Source organism: Methylomonas sp. 2BW1-5-20, assembly GCF_052474515.1.
Window position 1 is genome coordinate 1594767 of sequence record NZ_CP184127.1, and the last position, 18289, is coordinate 1613055.

19 protein-coding genes are annotated in these 18289 nt (G+C 47.0%); 11 read left to right on the forward strand and 8 right to left on the reverse strand.

What is annotated here, in order from left to right; genetic code table 11:
* Positions 1–84: 84 nt before the first annotated feature.
* The 3 genes from ACH50O_RS07325 to ACH50O_RS07335 all read right to left on the reverse strand — a co-directional run bounded on the left by ACH50O_RS07325 (position 85) and on the right by ACH50O_RS07335 (position 2464).
* Positions 85–1044, reverse strand: coding sequence for a hypothetical protein (locus ACH50O_RS07325; RefSeq protein ID WP_446811365.1), 960 nt, complete (start codon positions 1042–1044; stop codon positions 85–87).
* Positions 1045–1074: 30 nt separating this feature from the next.
* Positions 1075–1443: a PRC-barrel domain-containing protein gene (locus tag ACH50O_RS07330; RefSeq protein WP_446811366.1), complete on the reverse strand. Its 369-nt coding sequence runs from the start codon at positions 1441–1443 to the stop codon at positions 1075–1077.
* 277 nt (positions 1444–1720) lie between these two features.
* Entirely contained in the window at positions 1721–2464 is a 744-nt protein-coding gene (locus ACH50O_RS07335; RefSeq protein WP_446811367.1) for a Crp/Fnr family transcriptional regulator, read from the reverse strand.
* A gap of 558 nt (positions 2465–3022) precedes the next feature.
* Between ACH50O_RS07335 and ACH50O_RS07340 the strand changes: the two genes are divergently transcribed.
* The 3 genes from ACH50O_RS07340 to ACH50O_RS07350 all read left to right on the forward strand — a co-directional run bounded on the left by ACH50O_RS07340 (position 3023) and on the right by ACH50O_RS07350 (position 4917).
* A complete protein-coding gene (locus ACH50O_RS07340; protein WP_446811368.1) occupies positions 3023–3193 on the forward strand; it encodes a hypothetical protein in 171 nt (56 codons plus the stop codon).
* 7 nt (positions 3194–3200) lie between these two features.
* Positions 3201–4532 carry a PQQ-dependent sugar dehydrogenase gene (locus ACH50O_RS07345; RefSeq protein WP_446811369.1) on the forward strand — a complete coding sequence of 444 codons (1332 nt, stop codon included), beginning with the start codon at positions 3201–3203 and terminating at the stop codon, positions 4530–4532.
* 85 nt (positions 4533–4617) lie between these two features.
* Positions 4618–4917 carry a ferritin family protein gene (locus ACH50O_RS07350; RefSeq protein WP_446811370.1) on the forward strand — a complete coding sequence of 100 codons (300 nt, stop codon included), beginning with the start codon at positions 4618–4620 and terminating at the stop codon, positions 4915–4917.
* Positions 4918–5152: 235 nt separating this feature from the next.
* On the opposite strand, the gene ACH50O_RS07355 is transcribed toward ACH50O_RS07350, so the two are convergent.
* Positions 5153–5392, reverse strand: a complete 240-nt coding sequence (locus ACH50O_RS07355; protein ID WP_446811371.1) for a DUF2171 domain-containing protein — start codon at positions 5390–5392, stop codon at positions 5153–5155.
* Positions 5393–5901: 509 nt separating this feature from the next.
* On the opposite strand from ACH50O_RS07355, the gene ACH50O_RS07360 reads away from it, so the two are divergent.
* From ACH50O_RS07360 to ACH50O_RS07385, 6 genes are all read left to right on the forward strand, one after another.
* Positions 5902–6267 (forward strand): hypothetical protein, encoded by a 366-nt coding sequence (locus ACH50O_RS07360; RefSeq protein ID WP_446811372.1) that lies wholly within the window; start codon positions 5902–5904, stop codon positions 6265–6267.
* A gap of 37 nt (positions 6268–6304) precedes the next feature.
* Entirely contained in the window at positions 6305–6721 is a 417-nt protein-coding gene (locus ACH50O_RS07365; RefSeq protein ID WP_446811373.1) for a hypothetical protein, read from the forward strand.
* A 483-nt stretch (positions 6722–7204) separates the two neighbouring features.
* Positions 7205–7465 carry a DUF883 family protein gene (locus ACH50O_RS07370; protein WP_446811374.1) on the forward strand — a complete coding sequence of 87 codons (261 nt, stop codon included), beginning with the start codon at positions 7205–7207 and terminating at the stop codon, positions 7463–7465.
* A gap of 69 nt (positions 7466–7534) precedes the next feature.
* A complete protein-coding gene (locus ACH50O_RS07375; protein WP_446811375.1) occupies positions 7535–7942 on the forward strand; it encodes a BON domain-containing protein in 408 nt (135 codons plus the stop codon).
* 17 nt (positions 7943–7959) lie between these two features.
* Positions 7960–8475, forward strand: coding sequence for a hypothetical protein (locus ACH50O_RS07380; protein ID WP_446811376.1), 516 nt, complete (start codon positions 7960–7962; stop codon positions 8473–8475).
* A 55-nt stretch (positions 8476–8530) separates the two neighbouring features.
* The gene (locus tag ACH50O_RS07385; RefSeq protein WP_446811377.1) at positions 8531–8974 is read left to right on the forward strand and encodes a DUF2383 domain-containing protein; all 444 of its coding nucleotides are present in this window, start codon (positions 8531–8533) and stop codon (positions 8972–8974) included.
* Positions 8975–9194: 220 nt separating this feature from the next.
* On the opposite strand, the gene ACH50O_RS07390 is transcribed toward ACH50O_RS07385, so the two are convergent.
* Complete coding sequence (locus ACH50O_RS07390; RefSeq protein WP_446811378.1) at positions 9195–10244, reverse strand: AI-2E family transporter; 1050 nt, start codon at positions 10242–10244, stop codon at positions 9195–9197.
* 773 nt (positions 10245–11017) lie between these two features.
* Here ACH50O_RS07390 and ACH50O_RS07395 point away from each other — a divergent pair.
* Together ACH50O_RS07395 and ACH50O_RS07400 are read left to right on the forward strand one after the other, a co-directional pair.
* Positions 11018–11614 (forward strand): DUF502 domain-containing protein, encoded by a 597-nt coding sequence (locus tag ACH50O_RS07395; RefSeq protein ID WP_446811379.1) that lies wholly within the window; start codon positions 11018–11020, stop codon positions 11612–11614.
* 30 nt (positions 11615–11644) lie between these two features.
* Positions 11645–12847 carry an NAD(P)/FAD-dependent oxidoreductase gene (locus ACH50O_RS07400; RefSeq protein ID WP_446811380.1) on the forward strand — a complete coding sequence of 401 codons (1203 nt, stop codon included), beginning with the start codon at positions 11645–11647 and terminating at the stop codon, positions 12845–12847.
* A 40-nt stretch (positions 12848–12887) separates the two neighbouring features.
* On the opposite strand, the gene ACH50O_RS07405 is transcribed toward ACH50O_RS07400, so the two are convergent.
* The 3 genes from ACH50O_RS07405 to ACH50O_RS07415 all read right to left on the reverse strand — a co-directional run bounded on the left by ACH50O_RS07405 (position 12888) and on the right by ACH50O_RS07415 (position 17798).
* Complete coding sequence (locus ACH50O_RS07405; protein WP_446811381.1) at positions 12888–14750, reverse strand: AsmA family protein; 1863 nt, start codon at positions 14748–14750, stop codon at positions 12888–12890.
* Between the two features lie 150 nt (positions 14751–14900).
* Positions 14901–17015, reverse strand: coding sequence for a catalase (locus tag ACH50O_RS07410; protein ID WP_446811382.1), 2115 nt, complete (start codon positions 17013–17015; stop codon positions 14901–14903).
* Between the two features lie 213 nt (positions 17016–17228).
* Positions 17229–17798 carry a chemotaxis protein CheB gene (locus ACH50O_RS07415; RefSeq protein ID WP_446811383.1) on the reverse strand — a complete coding sequence of 190 codons (570 nt, stop codon included), beginning with the start codon at positions 17796–17798 and terminating at the stop codon, positions 17229–17231.
* Between the last annotated feature and the right edge of the window lie 491 nt (positions 17799–18289).

The window sequence follows — 18289 nt, forward strand, 5'->3', positions numbered from 1 at the left end:
ATACCCAGCAACAACAGTAAAAGCGAACGCATGAGTCTTCTCCTGATTTTAGGTTAAGTGTAGATATGACTAAGCCTGCAACCATTAGCTAAAGGCCACGCTATCCGTAGAAGTCACTCTATCGCGCTGTCTGCCGCCAAACGTCGCAGCCAGACTGGCGACAAAAGCCCCCAGCAACAGCGCTACCACCATCCACAGCGCCGTATAAGCGGCAAATTTTCGCGCAGCGTCAGCCGTCTGCTTAACGTGCTGCTCGGCTTTTGCAATCTCAGCCTGCAACTTACCAAACACATTGATTACGCGCTTTTCGGCATCGGCCAAGGACAAACCGGTTTGTTTGGCAACGATTTGCCCCAGATACTTTTGGTCTTCCGCCGGTAAGCCATTCAAGCGCAGGCCGTTAACAACAATTCCCGCAGCCTCGTGCCTGACCAAGCCATAGTTTCTTTGTGCCGCGTCGTCCGACGCTTGACTTGATCTGAACAAGGAATCAAACCAATAGCCCAATTCGCCATTGCCTTTGTCGTTGCCGGCATCTATTTCTATTGGCGGCGTATGACTGGGTTTCTCCGCAGTCACCGCACGAACGGCAGCTATCCCGTTTGCAGTCGATACGGCATCGCTAGTAGTGGATGCGCCAAACGCCAAGACATTACCGACCACTGTTCCCAGCAGCGTGGCCGTCGCCAACGAAGCGACCGCCCAAGCCAATAAGCCGTGCGCAGTATCCCGGAAAAATACTTCGTCGCCATGCACACTGGCCCACCTGACACGCAACCGCCCGGCCAGATAACCGCCCACACCCGATGCCGCGATTTGCGCGAAGCTAAGCCAGAGGATGGACGATATACCGATAGCCGTCGCGCCTACCCCCTGATGAGACCAAGGCGAAATCGCCGGGAACCCCAAGCCCACGCCTAAAATCAGCAAGATTAATGACAGCGCGGCCGCAGCGGCCGCGCCGGCAAAAATCGAAGCCCAGGATACGCCGGATATTGTTGTATCCGGCGTTGCATCCAAAACAGTTTGATCTAATGTTGTCATGATTACTCCTGATTAGAACCCGAGAGACCGCTATTCCCAATAAGGCGAACGATCGTAGTAGTCATACACATCGCGGTTCCACTGTTCATCCTCCATCGAAGGCCAATGATCGGCATCGAAACCGGGGGCTTTTTCCAAACGCTCTTTCGAAACATCAAGAATGTACTGATTTTTCGACAAGTTATATTCGAACGCGCTAAACGGAATCGCGAACAGTTTTTCGCCCATGCTCAGAAAACCGCCAAACGACACGACGGCATAGGCTACTCGGCCGGAGTTGGGATCGATAACGACTTCTTTGATATCGCCCAGGCTTTCACCTTTCGGATTGGCGATAGGGGTGCCGATGATATTCGAGGCTTTCACTGGCGAATTTGCAAATTTAAGTTGGTGACTCATCTGAGTTCTCCGGTAGCGGTATGGAAGTTAACAGTAATTCGGTGCTAGCTGCTTGCGGCGTATGGAGCGCCACACGGTAAAGCTGCCCAGTAAATTACTGTGCTCAGATTAGGCGGAAGAACTTATAAACACAGTACGGTAACGCACGTAAATCCACGAAATAATGACGTTGTTTGATGGTGGCGGTTTGGCCTTGGGATCGATTTTTCGACCGACAGATGAACCAAGGCGCTGGTTGAATAATCGCGATTATTATCGCAATGCCGGACTTAATGTTTTAAGCGGCTATGTCGGAAAGTATTGGCGCAAGGCGGTCGTATTCGGTTTTAACCACGTTGTAGCACTCGCAAACCTGACTTTCCAGGCCAGGGCGGCTTAAGACTTTAATATGCCCCCTACTGTAACTAATCAAACCTTTTTGCAGTAATTTTCCCGCTGCATCGGTAACGCTTTCACGGCGCACCCCCAGCATAGCGGCGATGTGATCCTGAGTCACAATCAATTCATTCGAGGATTGTCTATCGAGATTGACCAGTAACCAACGCGATAGCTGCTGGTAAATTGAATGATGGCGATTACAAGCCGCGGTCTGCGCTATTTGGGTAATCATCGCCTGGACATAGCGTAATAACAGCTGTAACAACACCGGATCGTTACACTGTCCGGCATGACGATCGATCTCCTGTATGAAAAGTTGCTTTCGCAGCCTGTAGCTATAACCCTCGCGGCTGACAATGGCTTGATGGGTCATCGTCCCTCCCCCCATTAAAAGTCCAAGCCCCACGAAGCCTTCATGACCGACCAACGCAAGTTCGCTCGATGTGCCGTTTTCAATGAAATTCACCTTCGACACGACGCAAGTCGTCGGAAAGTAAACGTAATTCAGCGCACGCCCGCATTCGTAAATGACTTGACCATAGTTCATATGTACCAATTCGAAATGTGGAAGTAGTCGTTTATAGGTGTCCAGCGGTAGCGCACCTAATAATAAATTTTGTCTAGGATTTTCTGGTGTCGTCACTTTGTAGCTCCCTATGTTTTTTCTAATGAGTTCGCTTTAAACGGTTTTATCAGACTTATATTTCAATTCGCCTAAACTCAAAAAAAGCATACTGAACCAAAGGGAATAACTCTGTGCGTTAACGAACTTAACGATAGACTAGGCTTAGGCAAAGACAAAACACGGTCTTCTGAGTCGCTAGACCGTAAATACCAAGCGCAGCCCGTTCATCCATGCCGGTTTTTAGCGATATCTAACCAACGCCCGGACCGATGGTCCTTAAGGTCCAAATAAACGAGACGCGCAAAACTCAGGCCGGATGTCTAGTCTGAAAACGGTACTGTTCGACGGAATATCCGGAATGTTTGATACCGCACCGACACCGCACAGAAAGACCGGTAACTTGGATCCGCCGACATCTTCGAAACGCTAAGCAAGCGATCACATTCAACTGTTTGCGAATACTGCCGGCGCTGGCACCCGACTCCAGATCGAATATGCCATATCCATACAGAGTCGCGCTGGCTGCCTTTACTTCAGGAGTAGTCCATGCATCAATATTCCCCATCCGGACATGCCATGCCAGCTTTTATAGATGCTTGCTGCAATTGCCATCGGGTTAGCCTACAAACCGCGATGAATCACAGTCCGGAAACATGTAGCAAACCAGTCAAAGCCAAACATTTCCAGCTGATGATGAACAGCGCCGACAGTTGCCGGCAAATACTCAGTACCCAGCACGAGGCCTAAGGTTTCCATGATCACACTACCGAATAGTAAGCATGGGATGTTAAGCGTGGCGCTGGCGATCACGCTATCGGCGTGCGGCGAATCGGCCCAGTTGCCGATTTCTGCCGGCATTGGGCCCCATCCGCAATTGCCGAAACCCAATCCCACCGTAATACCGACGGTAAACATTGCCCAGGCAGTGGGTTGGCCAGCCGATACTAAACCGATACCTGCATCCGGCATGACGGTCAATGCCTTTGCCGAAAAGCTTGATCACCCGCGTTGGCTCTATGTGCTACCGACCGGCGATGTGCTGGTGGCCGAAACCAATGCCCCGCAACGGCCAGACGATGGCTGGGGCATTAAAGGCTGGTTGATGCAGCGGGTGATGAGCAAGGCTGGTGCAGGAACGCCCAGCGCTAATCGCATCACTTTGCTGCGAGATATCGATGGCGACGGCATAGCGGAGACCCGCTCGGTATTTCTGGAGGGACTCAACTCCCCGTTCGGCATGGCGCTGATCGGAGACGATTTTTATGTAGCCAACACGGATGCTTTGCTGAAGTTTCGCTATAACGACGGCGAAACACATATTGCTGGACCGGGCGTCAAAGTATTAGATCTGCCGGCCGGCCCTATCAATCATCACTGGACGAAAAATCTACTGGCCAGTCGCGACGGCACACGGCTGTATGTGACGGTGGGATCTAACAGTAATGTTGCCGAAAATGGTATGGATCAAGAGTTAGAGCGCGCCGCCATCTGGGAAGTCGATCCGCGGCAAAACAGTTACCGGATTTACGCGTCCGGCCTGCGCAATCCCAACGGGCTGGCCTGGGAGCCGGACGGCGGAGCACTTTTGACGGTAGTTAACGAGCGCGATGAAATCGGCAGCGATCTGGTACCGGATTATCTGACTTCCGTCCCCCAAGGCAGTTTCTTTGGCTGGCCCTACAGTTATTACGGCAACCATTTGGATCAACGCATACAGCCGCAACGGCCGGATCTGGTGGCAACAGCCACAGCGCCGGACTATGCACTCGGGCCGCATACGGCATCGCTCGGTCTGGTTTATTCTCACCGTAACCATTGGCCGGCACCGTTCAATAACGGCGTTTTTATCGGTCAACACGGTTCGTGGAACCGCGAGCCGCGCAGCGGTTATCGGGTCATCTTCGTGCCCTTCCAGGCAGACAAACCCAGCGGAGCACCCATTGATATTTTGACCGGCTTTATTAACGAAAACGATGAAGCCTACGGCAGACCGGTGGGTGTTGCGATCGATAAACGGGCGGCATTGTTGGTGGCCGATGATGTCGGCAATACCATCTGGCGGGTTACGGCTTTAGCACCGCAATAGTACAACACACCTTTACGCGGACTAGTTTACCAATCCCTAGTCTAGCCATTTTGGCATTCACATTCACCGCAAACAGGAGACAGCAATGTCCAGTACCGGGTATCAGGAACCTATAGAAGCGCTATCCATTGAGACACGTGACATGCACCGCGCTCTGGTGTCGTTGATGGAGGAGTTGGACGCCATCGACAATTACAATCAACGTGCCGATGTGTGTGTGGATACAGCACTAAAAGCTATTCTGGAACACAATCGGGACGAAGAAAAGGAGCACGCGGCGATGCTGCTGGAGTGGATTCAACGCCAGGACTCGCGCTTCTCCAATAAGCTTCAGGTTTATTTGTTTTCCAAAAATGCAATCGCGCATCCGGGCGATGCCGATTGAACCTAAAAATAATACTCGGAATTAAAGATAGCCGACGCCCGCAATCTTGGCCGGTGTTAACCGGTAATAAGCGATACTACTGAGCGACCGTGGTCTATCTTGATCGATCAAATTTGGCATTTAAACCCGAGACCCGAACCTCAACCGCAGTCAAGTAACAATATTGGGACTATGGTTGGCTTGAGTTGGCGATAACGTTTTTACCCGAACAAAAATTGCTCGGGCTTTAATACGTTTAAAGTATTGGGGAGACTGTAGACCATTCTTGCATAGCCTTATCACCCGGACGGTCCACCTTAACCTTGCCGTGCTCGGTCGAAGTTACCCAAGACAGTGGAAAGAAATGATGCTGACCGGCTTCATCTTTTTTCAGTTTAATAGAATTGCTGCCTTCCATATGATCGACGGTGGCAAACTGGCCGTCTTCTGAGCAGACAACAGGCATATCGGGTTTAATCTGGTCGGGACGAATCATAGTGCTTCTCCTTTTGGCTTAATTAAAGCCAGTCATTTTGAAATTACCGGCTCGGTATTTTGACCTGCATGTCGCCGGGCGCTCATCGAATGAATAGCGAGTTTTATTAAAACCCTTTGACTGTCACTGACTATAAGCGGATTGAAGGTTCTGATCCGTTCGGCATCCCACATTGGTGGCGGAATTATTCAGAATCGCCGTAAACCAAGAAAAATGCTCGCGGACTAAGTTTTTCTATTGATCGGTGCGGTACTGCTTGTAGAACTCGGCTTTAAGCCTGGCGTAGTCTCCGCTTCTGATAGGTCGCATCTCTTTCGTCAGCCGAATTAGAACGAATCGACTAAAAGACGTATATCCCGAAATCTCATTTCAAACTTGATCAATCAAGCCAACATCTGCTCACCACAAGACGCTATGTGATTAATCGTACAGACTACCTAAAGCGGCAAGGCATATACATACGGTGAAATCGTTTTTCCTTAAAAACCGTTCTTAGAGGGAGTTCCAACATGCGTAAATCAATTGCCGGATTTTTACTGATCATCACATTGCCCTTGCTTTGTCAGGCCGAAGTGCCTACCAGCGCTCAACGTTCTCCGGTTCGCTCGTCCGCCACCGAAACCTCCGGAGAAACCAACGGAGGGGCTACCGACACGCAAAGCGTAGCTTACGAGATCTGCTTACGCGCCACTCAGCGCTTCGAACAACAGGAAAAAGATAAGGGAACGGGAAAAGCTGCACTCGCGTCGCTCTCCGCTTCTTGCAAAACGGAATTGAAGCCGGCCAAATATTGGCTTTGCATGGAAAAAGAAGCCGGCGCGGAAGTCGATTTTAATGCGGCCCATTGGCGTTGCGCAAAAACACTCAATCATTAAATTGACGTTGGATTCAGACCTTAATTGGAGAAGTATCATGTCATTATTCAAAGCCGAAGATTCAACAAAATCTAGTCCTGATCGCGTGCGTAAATCTACTGCCGTCCATGTAAACGCAGCAATAGATCATCAAACGGATCTCAATATTCAGTTATACAAAGACAAAAATCGGGCGGAAACCCTGGAGCGTATTCAAGCCTTGGATAAAGAATGGGATATCGAGAGGTTGCTTGAGGTCAATGCCTCGACTTTAGCCCTAACCGGCCTGATTATGGGGCTAACGGCCAATCGCAAATGGTTGTTTTTGCCGGGGATAGTTTTGCCATTTCTACTTCAACACGGCTTACAAGGCTGGTGTCCGCCTTTACCCTTATTACGCCGCTTGGGCATTCGGACCCGAGGAGAAATCGACCGCGAAAAGTACGCATTGAAAGCCAGATTGGAGAAAAATTGAAATGCCGTACCTTGTCATCTACATAAATATTGGATTATTTACCGGATGAATATTGACCTAAAGAGAAATTTGGGCGGGCAAAATATTTTTCATAAAACCTGAACCTGTTTAGATAAAGCAATTCCTCTTCAATGTGCGACAGCACACCGACTCTAAGACGATTTTAATAGAAACTTTGCCTAGCTTGCTTCTTGATGTCTTTAAACACCCTGTTTTAATGTAAACAAAAATCAATAAGCAGACTTTTATACACAAATATTTTCGGAGATTAGTCATGGGCAAATATTTTATAGGCTGGATACTGGGCGTGCCGACGATTGTATTGATAATTATTTATTTATTTTTCAATCATTAATCGTTCAGTTGATCTGTATCTATTTAAAAGACTGTAAAGGTCAGTGTGCCATCTTTAATCATTAGAGTTTTGAAATAACCATACTTTAAAACTAATTTATGATTTTCATTTTTTATAAGGACTCCATTATGCAAGCAACAGACAATACCAACTCGATCGATGACACCGTTGACCGGCTTAGATCAGGTGTTCACTCGGCCGTTGACAAAGTAGCCAATGCAACCAGTCAGGCGGCAGAATCGCTAGGTCAAAAAGGTGAGGAATTGAAAAATGCAGAGCAGCAGTTTTTAGAAGATTGCCGCAGTTTCATTGATAAAAATCCCGCAACTTCATTGGGTATCGCTGCCGGAGCCGGTTTTCTATTAAGTCGGTTAATGAGTGGACGTTAAATCAGCAGGATAAGACCAATGCCGCTCAATTATTTCAAAAAAGAAACACTCACTATTTAGGAGATTATTATGTCCACAAATCTATTGTTAGTTATGTTCACTTTGACTGGCAGTTTAATAATGATGACGGGGACTGTTCGCGCCGAACAGAACAGCGCCATTTATCTAGCGGCCGACTCAACCTTGGAAAACACCGAGATCAACGCTCGCGATAAGGATAACTCGACGTTAACCCCGGAAGATCAAAAAGAAACAGAGGGCGATATTAAAGTCACAGCGGCCATCCGGCAGGCTGTGGTTAAAAATGCGTCGTTATCAGTCAATGCACAGAATGTAAAGATCATCACCCGTAATGGCGCTGTGACTTTACGTGGGCCGGTTAAAAATGAAGCCGAAAAAATTAAACTGCAAGATATCGCCAAGCAAACGCCTGGTGTACTTCAGGTAACTAATAACCTTGAATATAAAGCGCCATAAAGGCGTTGGAGAATCACATGAATAAAGCAGTTTTTTGTATCGCCCAAAACACCGATCAGGCCGAGAGCATTGTTAATGACCTGATTACCGCTGGCTTTTCAAATAATGATGTTTCGGTGCTGTTTTCCGACAAATCCAATACCCAGGATTTTGCGCATGAAAAGCATACCAAAGCGCCGGAAGGGGCCGCTATCGGCGGGTCAGTGGGTTTAGGCACCGGCGCGGTAGTTGGCTTGTTAGCCGGGATCGGCGCTTTGGCTATTCCAGGTGTCGGTCCGTTTATCGCTGCAGGGCCCATTATGGGGGCGTTGAGCGGAGCAGCGGTAGGTGCCGCCACCGGCGGCTTGGCTGGCGTTTTAATCGGGCTGGGTATCCCCGAATATGAAGCTAAACGCTATGAAGGAAAAATCACCGGCGGCAACGCTTTGATTTCTGTCCATACCACAAACAGCGAAGCGGTCGATCTGGCAAAAAAAGTCTTTGAGGAGGCTCACGCCGAGGACATTTCCTCGACGGGCGAATCGTCAGTTTAAGCTAGAGGCAGCTATCGCATGTCATCAAAAAATATAATCAACCAGGAGTTTTATCATGCATAACATAGACACACTCAACAAATTTTTAGAAGATGAATTATCTGCAACAGAAACCTATCAACAGGTACAGACCAAACTGTCTGAAGACGCCGGACTGGGCGAATGCCAAGACCTTACGCTCCTGTACGAGGAGCACAAAGAGGCCGTTTCGAGTTTACAGACACTCATCAGTCAGTTGGGCGGAACGCCGAGCGCAGATTCAGGCGCTTGGGGCACTTGGGCGCAAATAGTCCAGGGAGGCGCTAATCTGCTGGGTAAAGAAGTGGCATTGCGGTCCTTGCAGAGCGGCGAGAAAAGTGGTGCAGAGGCTTATGAAGAAGCATTGCAAAAAACCGAACTGCCTTTGGATATCCGCTCTTTGATTGAAACCAAACTTTTACCGGCTCAACAAGAGCATATTCGAACTTTGGATCGGCTTTTGGCCGTCGAAACTGAGTAGTTTCAGGTCCTAAGTACGCAGTTTTAAACGAAGTCAGCGTGAGTTCAAATTGATTCGCGCTGGCTTACTTGCTTCTGTTACCGGCCTATAAATAAACCTAATTAGCAAGAATCTTCAGCGCGACTGATCGGGACAAGTAATTATCACTGCAAACAATGAGGGCTAGCGGCGGCATTAACGCTAAGACTCACTGCCTCCCCAGGTTTAACACAGTCTCCATTTACGAATTACTTGCCTGATTATATTTTCCCAGTATGTCCCAAAAAGTTATGAATAAAGCGGCAATAATAGGGCCTAATACAAATCCTGTTAATGAAAACCAGCTTATCCCACCCAAAGTTGATACCAGTACCAGATAATCCGACATTTTACTATCTTTACCTATCAGCCTTGGCCGTAAAAAATTATCTATCATAGCAATGACAAAAATACCGACGGATAGCAGAATGACTGCTTTTAACGTGTGCCCCTGTAAAAATAAAATGACCGCAGCAGGAGCCCAAATTAACGCACTACCTATCGGCAATAACGATAAAACTATCATTAACATGCCCCATAAAAAAGCCGCAGGAATACCCACAAACCAAAATAATAAACCCCCGATACTACCCTGAAGGACAGCGACTAGTAACCCGCCTTTGACAGTCGCTCGCGCCACGCTGGTAAAACGCTCAAATAATTCTATTTCAATTTGGTCACCAATCGGGATTAACGATATGAATTTTCTAATCAATTGCTGGCCGTCCCGCAATAGAAAAAACAGAATGTAGAAGGACAAGGCTACTTGGACGATAAGATTTAATAGGTTCTGGGTCAATGCGGGAAGTTGTTGCGCTATATATTGTACTGCTTGAGTAAAGGCATTCCCTGCCGAGGCGCTTATCTGCTCAACGCTTATTTCCTGTATATGAGACAATTTATTGAATTTTGGCAAAAGAAGCGCGAGAGTATCTTGAAAATAAACTTGAGGATTAATTTCCCCACTTTGGATTTTTTGATAATAGGCTGTGCTCTCCTCCGTTATCATCAAGGTTATCATCAATAATGGAATAACAAATACCAGAATAATCGTTAACATGGTCAAAATCAACGGCAGTATTTCCGAGTTTTTAAAATAGCGGTTAATCCACTGGTAAACAGGATAAAAAACCACCGCCAGAATAATGGCCCAAAAACAGGCTAATAAAAAATCTTTAATCAATAGGAAAAAAGATACAGTCACTAACAAAACGAAGGTTAGAAAAAGAATATAAGGAGTATTTTTTTGCATGATAACCAACTTGAAGCAAATGAATAGTTTCGGCGTCTTATCATTGCATTAAAGAGTTCCCGAAACTGTTTAATTCGGGAGATGAAGTCCAGCGCTACGAGGATATACGCTAAGGCCTGATATATCGTCTGAAAAAACACACTGTTCAACAGCATAGCTTATTAGAGATTGGTGGTTCTGATCCGTTCGGCATCCAACATTGGTAGCGGAAATATCCAGAATTACCGTAGTCAACAAACCATGCTTGCGACTTAAAGTTTCTCTGGTAGCAACGCCTCTTGAAACAAACCAGACCAACCTTATGAGGCGGTTCGAGCCGCTGAATGCCAAGCGTTTTTTGGGGATTCCTTGATTTTTCCAGAACATCATCGAAGCCGTTTTGGAGCTTTAAAACGCTAACTTTTCTCGGCCTTTGCCGGGCCATATCTTTGTTGCGATAGCTAAATTCTTACCAATCATCCGAACGCGAACATCCGCAACTGCACACCGAAAATGCTATGTGATTAATCGTACAGACTAGTTACAGCAGCAGGCATATATCTACGGTGTAATCGCTTTAACTTGAAAACCGTTCTTAGAGGGAGTTCCAACATGTATAAATTAATTGCCAGATTTGTTCTGCTCATCACCTTGCCTATGCTTGGAAGCCCCTGGCGACGCTCAAAACACTCCAGTGCAGCCTTCTGTTACCGAATCACGAACGGCCTTGGATATCCAAGCAATATGCCGCTAATATCAAATTGGTTATCAAAAAAACTCATTGGACATAAAAAATGAAGTCAATCAGAAGAACTTTCATCAAAGGATTAATTGCCATTATCCCTCTAATATTTACCCTTTATTTGCTCTTCTGGTTCGCAGGCACACTGGAGATGGCGCTGGGATATATTTTCAAGTTTTTCTTTCCCGACAATTGGTACATAAGAGGTTTTGGCGTTGCGTTAGCTATTCCGCTGGTATTTTTCTTCGGATGTTTTTTGGAGTCTCGATCTTTCCGAAAAGTGTTTAACACCTTTGAAGAACAGGTGATCCAGATTCCCTTTATCAAAAGCATCTATACCACAATGCGTGATTTTACCTCTTTATTTTCCCATGAGAATAAAGGTAAATTTAAGCAAGTTGTTTTGGTAAATACACCGCCTGGCAATAGCCAACAGATCGGTTTTATTACAGTTTCTGACTTTGAAGAAACTTCTCATACATTTATCGCCGATGATCAGATTGCAGTATATATACCATTTAGTTATCAGGTGGGTGGACAAACGGTTATGATCTCACGCGAACATGTAGTAGGAATTGATATGTCTGTTGAGGATGCACTACGTTTTATCGCTACAGCAGGTATAGCTGGCAGTACTAACAATACCTGAACCAGAACTGAGTCTATTAGTTTTTTATATATGGATCTTTCAACAGGCTTACCTTTCTGGCTGGTCAAAAATGGGCTACCGTACGATTATCCGCAATTAGATAAAAATATTAAATGCGAGGTGATAATCCTTGGCGGCGGCATTACTGCCGCTATAAATGCCTTTATCTTGATTGAGGCGGGTATTCCCTGTGTTCTGATAGAAAAAAGGAGCATCGGTCTTGGTAGCACCATTGCCACGACCGCTCTTTTGCAATACCAGATCGACACGCCTTTGAGCAAATTAATTGAACTACGCGGCGAAAAGCATGCGAATAAGGCGTATTGTCTATGTGCCGAGTCGATTGATACCTTGGCCAATATCAGTAAAAAAGTGGGGTACGACGATTTTGAAAGGAAAAGCAGCTTATATTTTGCATCCTATAAAAAAGATGTAGCTATGCTAAAAAAGGAATATGAACTGCATACATCGCTTGGTTTGGATATTCAATATTGGGATGAAAATACGGTTAAAGAAAAAATGGGATTTTCCGCTCCGGCTGCACTTTATAGCAATCATTCCGCGCAAATCGATGCCTATAAGTTATGCCATCTGATTTTTCAGTACTGCATCAAAAAAGGACTAAAAATATATGATCGGTCAGAAATAGTCGATATCAAACACAGTAAGAGCGGTGTTACCCTTAAGTCCATCCAAGGACATAAACTTCATTGTAATAAGCTGATTTATGCCACAGGTTTTGAAGTGGTTGACTTAATCGATAAAAAAATAGTTCAGCTACAGAGTACCTGGGCCATTGTTAGTCAGCAGATAGAACACCAAAAAGAATTTTGGTACCAAAACTGTCTAATCTGGGAATCCAAAGAAGCTTACTTGTATTTACGAACAACAGCAGATAAACGGATTATGCTCGGAGGCCGGGATGAAGAAACCAATAACCCAAAGATCAGGCAAGCTAAACTGGCGTTAAAAACGCGGCAATTAGCAGACGATTTTGCCAAACTGTTTCCTAAACTCCGTTTCCAGCCTGAGTTTTCGTGGTCCGGTACTTTTGGAGTCACAAAGGATGGTCTTCCCTATATTGGGCATTATGCACCCAAACCAAATGGTTTATTTTCTCTGGGTTTTGGTGGCAATGGCATAACATTTTCGGTCATTGCCGCGGAAATAATTAGGGACATACTATTCAAAAAAGCTAATCCCAACGAAGCGATATTTGCGTTTGATAGGTGAATGTTGACGGATTTTAGCGTTTATATAAACGCACCAGAGTTTAGTCCCTTGCCCCGCGTATCATTTTTTGACAATCGATCTTTTCAACCTCACCTATATCAATCGGCGGTAGCAGCATGAGAGTAGACAAAGGATCAATTGAAAATTTTGGTTTTAATATAGTGCCGGAAACATTTAAGGTGGAACGAAGGGTAAGCGGACTAAATTCACGAGGATAAGGGGTCATCGCCACTTCAAAGGTTTCGTTTTTAAATGACAAATAGCCATTGCCATGAACAACACTATCCTTGGTGTTGAGCAATAAAGTTTTTGACTGGCCAACCCCGTCTTTAATATCCACATCAACAATCGCACAGAGAATAGGAATTTGAATATCTCCCGAGATATAGTAACCAAGAGCGTGGAAAATATCCAAGCCTATCAACTTTACTATCAAAGCGCTAATTTTGCCATCGTATTGCACTAAATACGCTTCTCCGTTGGCGCTTGAAAGTATATCTTTAAGCGAATTGCCCTCCCCTTTTATTTTCAATTTACCGTTAATTTTCCCCAACGTGTTCTGAATATCTTTAACTTCCCCAATTAGCTTACTTAAAGGCGGATCAATCACATTAATTTGGATATCAACGTCTGGCGGATTTTGCGATCCATAGGCTGACATCCAAAGGTTTATCCGTCCATCGTCAATTCCGAAGGTGACGGGTTCGAATGTCAACACACCGTTGTTGAGCGATATTTGACCGTCAAAGTTGCTTAGGGGGATTTCCTTGTTAATGATATTTGTGGCGCGAAGCCTAGCTTTGCCATTGGCTGCACGAATTTGTTTAAAGTTGAAATGACGCTCGGGGATCAAAGTATTGTCTTCGGTAACACGCTGATCTGTCAGGTTGGGTTCGCCGCCAATGAATCCGCTTAAATCGGCAAGGTCAAGCGTTTTGGCGAACAAATCCATATCGAAATACAAGAGCTCACGTGTTGGATTGATGAGAACTGTTCCTTGCAAATCGCTATGCCCAATTTCACCATTAAAATTGTCAAAGCGCCAAGTGCGATCCTGACGGCTTAAATCCCCCGTTATTTTATAGGCAGGGCTGGGTGGTAAAGGAATGCCGATTAAAGGAAATAATTCGGCAATATCAGCTCCTGAAAAAGAAAGCTTAAGCTTTGGATCGGGCGCTTGTAGAGGATGAGTCACTGTGCCGCGGATTGCTATTTCCGTTTGGCCGAACACCATATTCAATTTGACAGGATAGGGATTATTTTCTGAGCGTAATTCTGCATAGGAACCGGCGTCAACCTGGATATTTAGCGTTTTGTGTTGGTAGCTGCCCTTACTTTCAATGATAATCGGCAGCTGCCAGCCGCCAGAGCCTTTCAAGGAATCTATATCTCCTTCAAAATTCATATCACGGATTTCATCATAATAATGAAATATTCCGGAAACAATATGCAGATTCTCGAAAATAACCGGCAACTCAAGAGCGTTTGAATCAGCTTTCGGGCCCGTAAAACGCCAATTTGCATCACCTTTCTTATTTTTTAAAAGAAATAATTCGGGCTTGCTAATGCTTAAATCGTTAATGAATATTTCGCCATGGAACAGTCTTGAAATAGAAATTTGCAATGATATTTTATCTATCTGTGCAAAGTTTTCAGGACTAGGCCAAGCCGTATTTTTGATTGAAATATTATGAAGAGTGAGCTCAGGTTGCCAGCCATATTCAAAAACAGTTTCACCTTTTATATCAAGTTTTAGCTTTTGGGTATTAACGCTATTCTCAATAAACCAGACTCTAAAGTTATCGGAATAGGAAAATATTATTAGCATACTGCCAAAGGCAAATAACCCTATCAGTAAAATGACCAAAAATAACCGGTTTAGGGTTATCAGTTTGAAATTCATCGGATGTTTGTGAATCCTACCAGTAGAGTGTGGCAATTTGATTAGTACCATTGGAAACGCTCAACAATGCCCCCTTCAACAAACCAGACGTATTAAGCGCTTTACGCCTGGAAGTTAAAGGTGCGGCACAAGCTGTGGAAGTCGCAGTGATCAAGCCAATGTTCTGATACTGGCTTCGCGCTCCCACTGCCGGGTCTTGGCAGCAGCGATGAAATCATCCACGCAATCAATGTTAAACACGCCGACATCGGGTTTAATATTCGCCGTGGTCAGTAAGACTGCGCCGCCCTCGTCAACAATTAGCGCTTTCAAATGACCAAACGCATCGCGCACGAAATCGATGGCGGCGGCTTCCTTTCCCAATAGCATGGCGGCATGTTCGGACAGGAGGATGGCGACCGCGTCGAACATTACTGACGGCGTACCCGCCAATTGGCCATCGACTTTCATCAGCCAGCCGTCAGCGAGTGTCGTTTCACCGATTACCGTAGCGATAATTTTGCTGGTTGCGCCGGCACCGGTCACAGCTTGCTGCACAGCGGCAATACTTGCCGCATCCGAACCCTCCGCGATCAATATCCCAACACTCCGGCCCTCAAGTGTATTCTTCATGTTCCCGATCAGCTGTAACGCCGGCGATGGCTCCAGTTCCTGGGGCGCCACCGCCGCAGTTGGCGCTGGTGGCAATTCAATCAGGCCTAGGCCCGATCCAACCCGGTGCGCAAGGTCCTCGTTGATGTGACGCAAGTGACCGACCATCGCGACACGGATATGCGGATGTTCTACCTTGGATAGCTCAAAGACCAAGGCCGAGGCCAGATGCGATTGTTCGTAGGCAGACTGACTTAGATAAAACTGCCTGGCCTGACTGTAATGGTCGGCAAAGCTCTCGGGTCGAATCCGCCCCTTGGCACCACTTTCTTCAATTGCCGCACTATGAAAGCCGGTTTCCGCTTGTTCGCGTGGCGAATCCATTGCCAGCGTATTGGGTTCGTAGGCCACCCGTCCTTGTGGTTGCGCCATTTGCATATGTCCATCGCGTTGCTGATTGGCGAAGGGACACTGCGGCGCATTGACCGGGATTTGGTGAAAATTCGCTGAACCCAGCCGGGACAGTTGCGTATCCAGATAGGAAAACAGCCGCCCCTGTAACAAGGGATCGTTGGAGAAATCGATGCCGGGCACGACATGGGATGGACAGAACGCCACTTGTTCGGTTTCCGCGAAAAAATTGTCCGGCCAGCGATTCAATACCATGCGGCCGATAACGCGCAACGGCACCAACTCTTCCGGGATCAGTTTGGTCGGATCGAGATGATCGAACGGGAAGGCATCGGCTTCTTCTTGCGAGAACAATTGTACCGCCAAGTCCCATTCTGGAAAATCGCCGGCGCCAATCGCGTCAAACATATCGCGGCGATGAAAATCCGGATCAGCGCCGGCGATCTTCACGGCCTCATCCCAAAGAGTGGATTGCAAACCGAGTTTCGGCCGCCAGTGAAATTTCACGAAGGTCGATTCGCCCGCGGTATTGATCAAACGAAACGAATGAATGCCGAAGCCTTCGATCATGCGTAACGAACGCGGCAAGGCGCGGTCAGACATCACCCACATCACCATATGCATGGCTTCCGGCGTCAGCGAAATAAAATCCCAAAAGGTGTCATGCGCCGACGCCGCTTGCGGAAAGCCGCGGTCGGGCTCCATTTTAACGGCATGGATCAGATCGGGAAATTTGATGGCGTCCTGGATGAAAAACACAGGGATATTATTGCCGACCAAATCCCAATTGCCTTCCTTGGTGTAAAACTTGACGGCAAAACCGCGTACATCGCGCGGCGTATCGGCGGACCCGGAGCCGCCGGCAACCGTGGATATCCGTGTAAACAGCGGCGTTTGTGCGCCCACTTCGGTCAGCACTTTGGCAGTGGTGTATTTTTCCAGGGATTCGGTGAGCTCGAAATAACCATGTGCACCGGTACCGCGGGCGTGGACGATGCGCTCCGGGATGCGCTCATGGTCGAAATGGGTGATTTTTTCGCGCAGAATAAAATCTCCCAGCAGTGTCGGGCCATTCGGATGGGCTCTTAGGGAGTTTTGATTATCGGCAATCAGTAAACCTTGATTTGTCGTCAAAGTTGGCTGGTCGGCGATGGCTGACTGGTGCCACTCGCCGCCATGGCCGATCGAGATTATCGATGCTCCCTCCCCTCCCTGGGCTGATGCATTAGCTACGGTTGAAACAGGTGTTTTTGCTTTACTCATGATGCATCCCCAATGGATTTAGCGTGTCGGCTTATGATCGAAAGATCATCCGACACCTAGCGCTTGGGGTCTGTACGGTGTACCACACTTAAATGCTTGTTTATTTGGCTTTTTATAGAAAAAGCCTTAACAATCAGCTTTCAAATTCTAAGTTTTCCAAAGCCCTAAAAGTTAGTCACCAAACATTTGGTCGATGCGTTTATTCAACGGTCACTACAATTCCCGTTGGGCGATGCGCGCAATTTCTTGAGCGATATTTTCCGGTGACAGGACAAAATCGATGCAACCACTGGCAATGGCTGATTCCGGCATATCCGGCTGTATAGCGGTATCGAGCTGTTGCGCGATAGTGATGCCGCCAACTTCTTTGATGCCGCAAAGCGCATCGGCTCCGTCGCCATCATAGCCGGAGACAATCACAGCAATCAGCTTACCGTCCCAGTGCTGAGTCAAAGAGCGCAGGAAGACCGTGATGACATCGGGCCAGCCGCGAGGCTTTGATATGGACTTTAAGTGAAACTTTCCATCGGTGACGTGTAGATCCCGATTGGCTGGAATGATAAACACGCAGTTAGGTTTGATCAGCAAACTTTCCGTGATTAGCTCAACCGGCATGCTGGTGAAGCGCGGCAGCACTTCATGCAGCATGGTCGGCATTTTGGTGATGTGATTAACAATGATGACAGCCGCATCCAAGTTAGCCGGTAAATTTTGCAATAACCGAATGTAAGCATCGAGCCCGCCCGCCGAACCACCCACACAAACGACAGGAAAATCGTTCATCAAGACATCACTGCGCTTACCCTGCCGCCGTTTGCCGGCACTGGATCTTCCGATTCATTACCCACACAGCCGATACCGCGAACTGCGTGAAGCAGAGCCAAAGAAAGACGATATAGCGGCTGTATCGCCGGGAAACCTAAAACCAGCTGTCTCATGATTATTCCTTATCGACGGCGAATGATACACATAGAGCTTAGCCGGCGCCTGGAGAAAACACAGTACGGCAACGAACATAAAGAGCGAGGTTGATACCGGTTCACCCATATGAATTCCGCTTCAGTTTCCGGGTCGACATCCCACCGCTCGATATCGTAAAGCCATATGCGCCGACAACGAGTTCCCATCTTACGTGCTTGGCCGCAATGTTGGCCAACGCACCGACGCGGTGCGGCAGCTCCAGTAAATTTTGGCGCTACTGTCGATTTTTGCTTGAAAACGACTCTATCGATCGCTGTGACGAGACACATATGCGGTGTCGGTGACCTTACGCG

Coding starts and splice junctions, on each gene's coding strand:
- ACH50O_RS07325 (WP_446811365.1), bottom strand. CDS start 1,044: ATGACAACATTAGATCAAACTGTTTTGGATGCAACGCCGGATACAACA.
- ACH50O_RS07330 (WP_446811366.1), bottom strand. CDS start 1,443: ATGAGTCACCAACTTAAATTTGCAAATTCGCCAGTGAAAGCCTCGAAT.
- ACH50O_RS07340 (WP_446811368.1), top strand. CDS start 3,023: ATGCCAGCTTTTATAGATGCTTGCTGCAATTGCCATCGGGTTAGCCTA.
- ACH50O_RS07345 (WP_446811369.1), top strand. CDS start 3,201: ATGATCACACTACCGAATAGTAAGCATGGGATGTTAAGCGTGGCGCTG.
- ACH50O_RS07350 (WP_446811370.1), top strand. CDS start 4,618: ATGTCCAGTACCGGGTATCAGGAACCTATAGAAGCGCTATCCATTGAG.
- ACH50O_RS07355 (WP_446811371.1), bottom strand. CDS start 5,392: ATGATTCGTCCCGACCAGATTAAACCCGATATGCCTGTTGTCTGCTCA.
- ACH50O_RS07360 (WP_446811372.1), top strand. CDS start 5,902: ATGCGTAAATCAATTGCCGGATTTTTACTGATCATCACATTGCCCTTG.
- ACH50O_RS07365 (WP_446811373.1), top strand. CDS start 6,305: ATGTCATTATTCAAAGCCGAAGATTCAACAAAATCTAGTCCTGATCGC.
- ACH50O_RS07370 (WP_446811374.1), top strand. CDS start 7,205: ATGCAAGCAACAGACAATACCAACTCGATCGATGACACCGTTGACCGG.
- ACH50O_RS07375 (WP_446811375.1), top strand. CDS start 7,535: ATGTCCACAAATCTATTGTTAGTTATGTTCACTTTGACTGGCAGTTTA.
- ACH50O_RS07380 (WP_446811376.1), top strand. CDS start 7,960: ATGAATAAAGCAGTTTTTTGTATCGCCCAAAACACCGATCAGGCCGAG.
- ACH50O_RS07385 (WP_446811377.1), top strand. CDS start 8,531: ATGCATAACATAGACACACTCAACAAATTTTTAGAAGATGAATTATCT.
- ACH50O_RS07390 (WP_446811378.1), bottom strand. CDS start 10,244: ATGCAAAAAAATACTCCTTATATTCTTTTTCTAACCTTCGTTTTGTTA.
- ACH50O_RS07395 (WP_446811379.1), top strand. CDS start 11,018: ATGAAGTCAATCAGAAGAACTTTCATCAAAGGATTAATTGCCATTATC.
- ACH50O_RS07400 (WP_446811380.1), top strand. CDS start 11,645: ATGGATCTTTCAACAGGCTTACCTTTCTGGCTGGTCAAAAATGGGCTA.
- ACH50O_RS07405 (WP_446811381.1), bottom strand. CDS start 14,750: ATGAATTTCAAACTGATAACCCTAAACCGGTTATTTTTGGTCATTTTA.
- ACH50O_RS07410 (WP_446811382.1), bottom strand. CDS start 17,015: ATGAGTAAAGCAAAAACACCTGTTTCAACCGTAGCTAATGCATCAGCC.
- ACH50O_RS07415 (WP_446811383.1), bottom strand. CDS start 17,798: ATGAACGATTTTCCTGTCGTTTGTGTGGGTGGTTCGGCGGGCGGGCTC.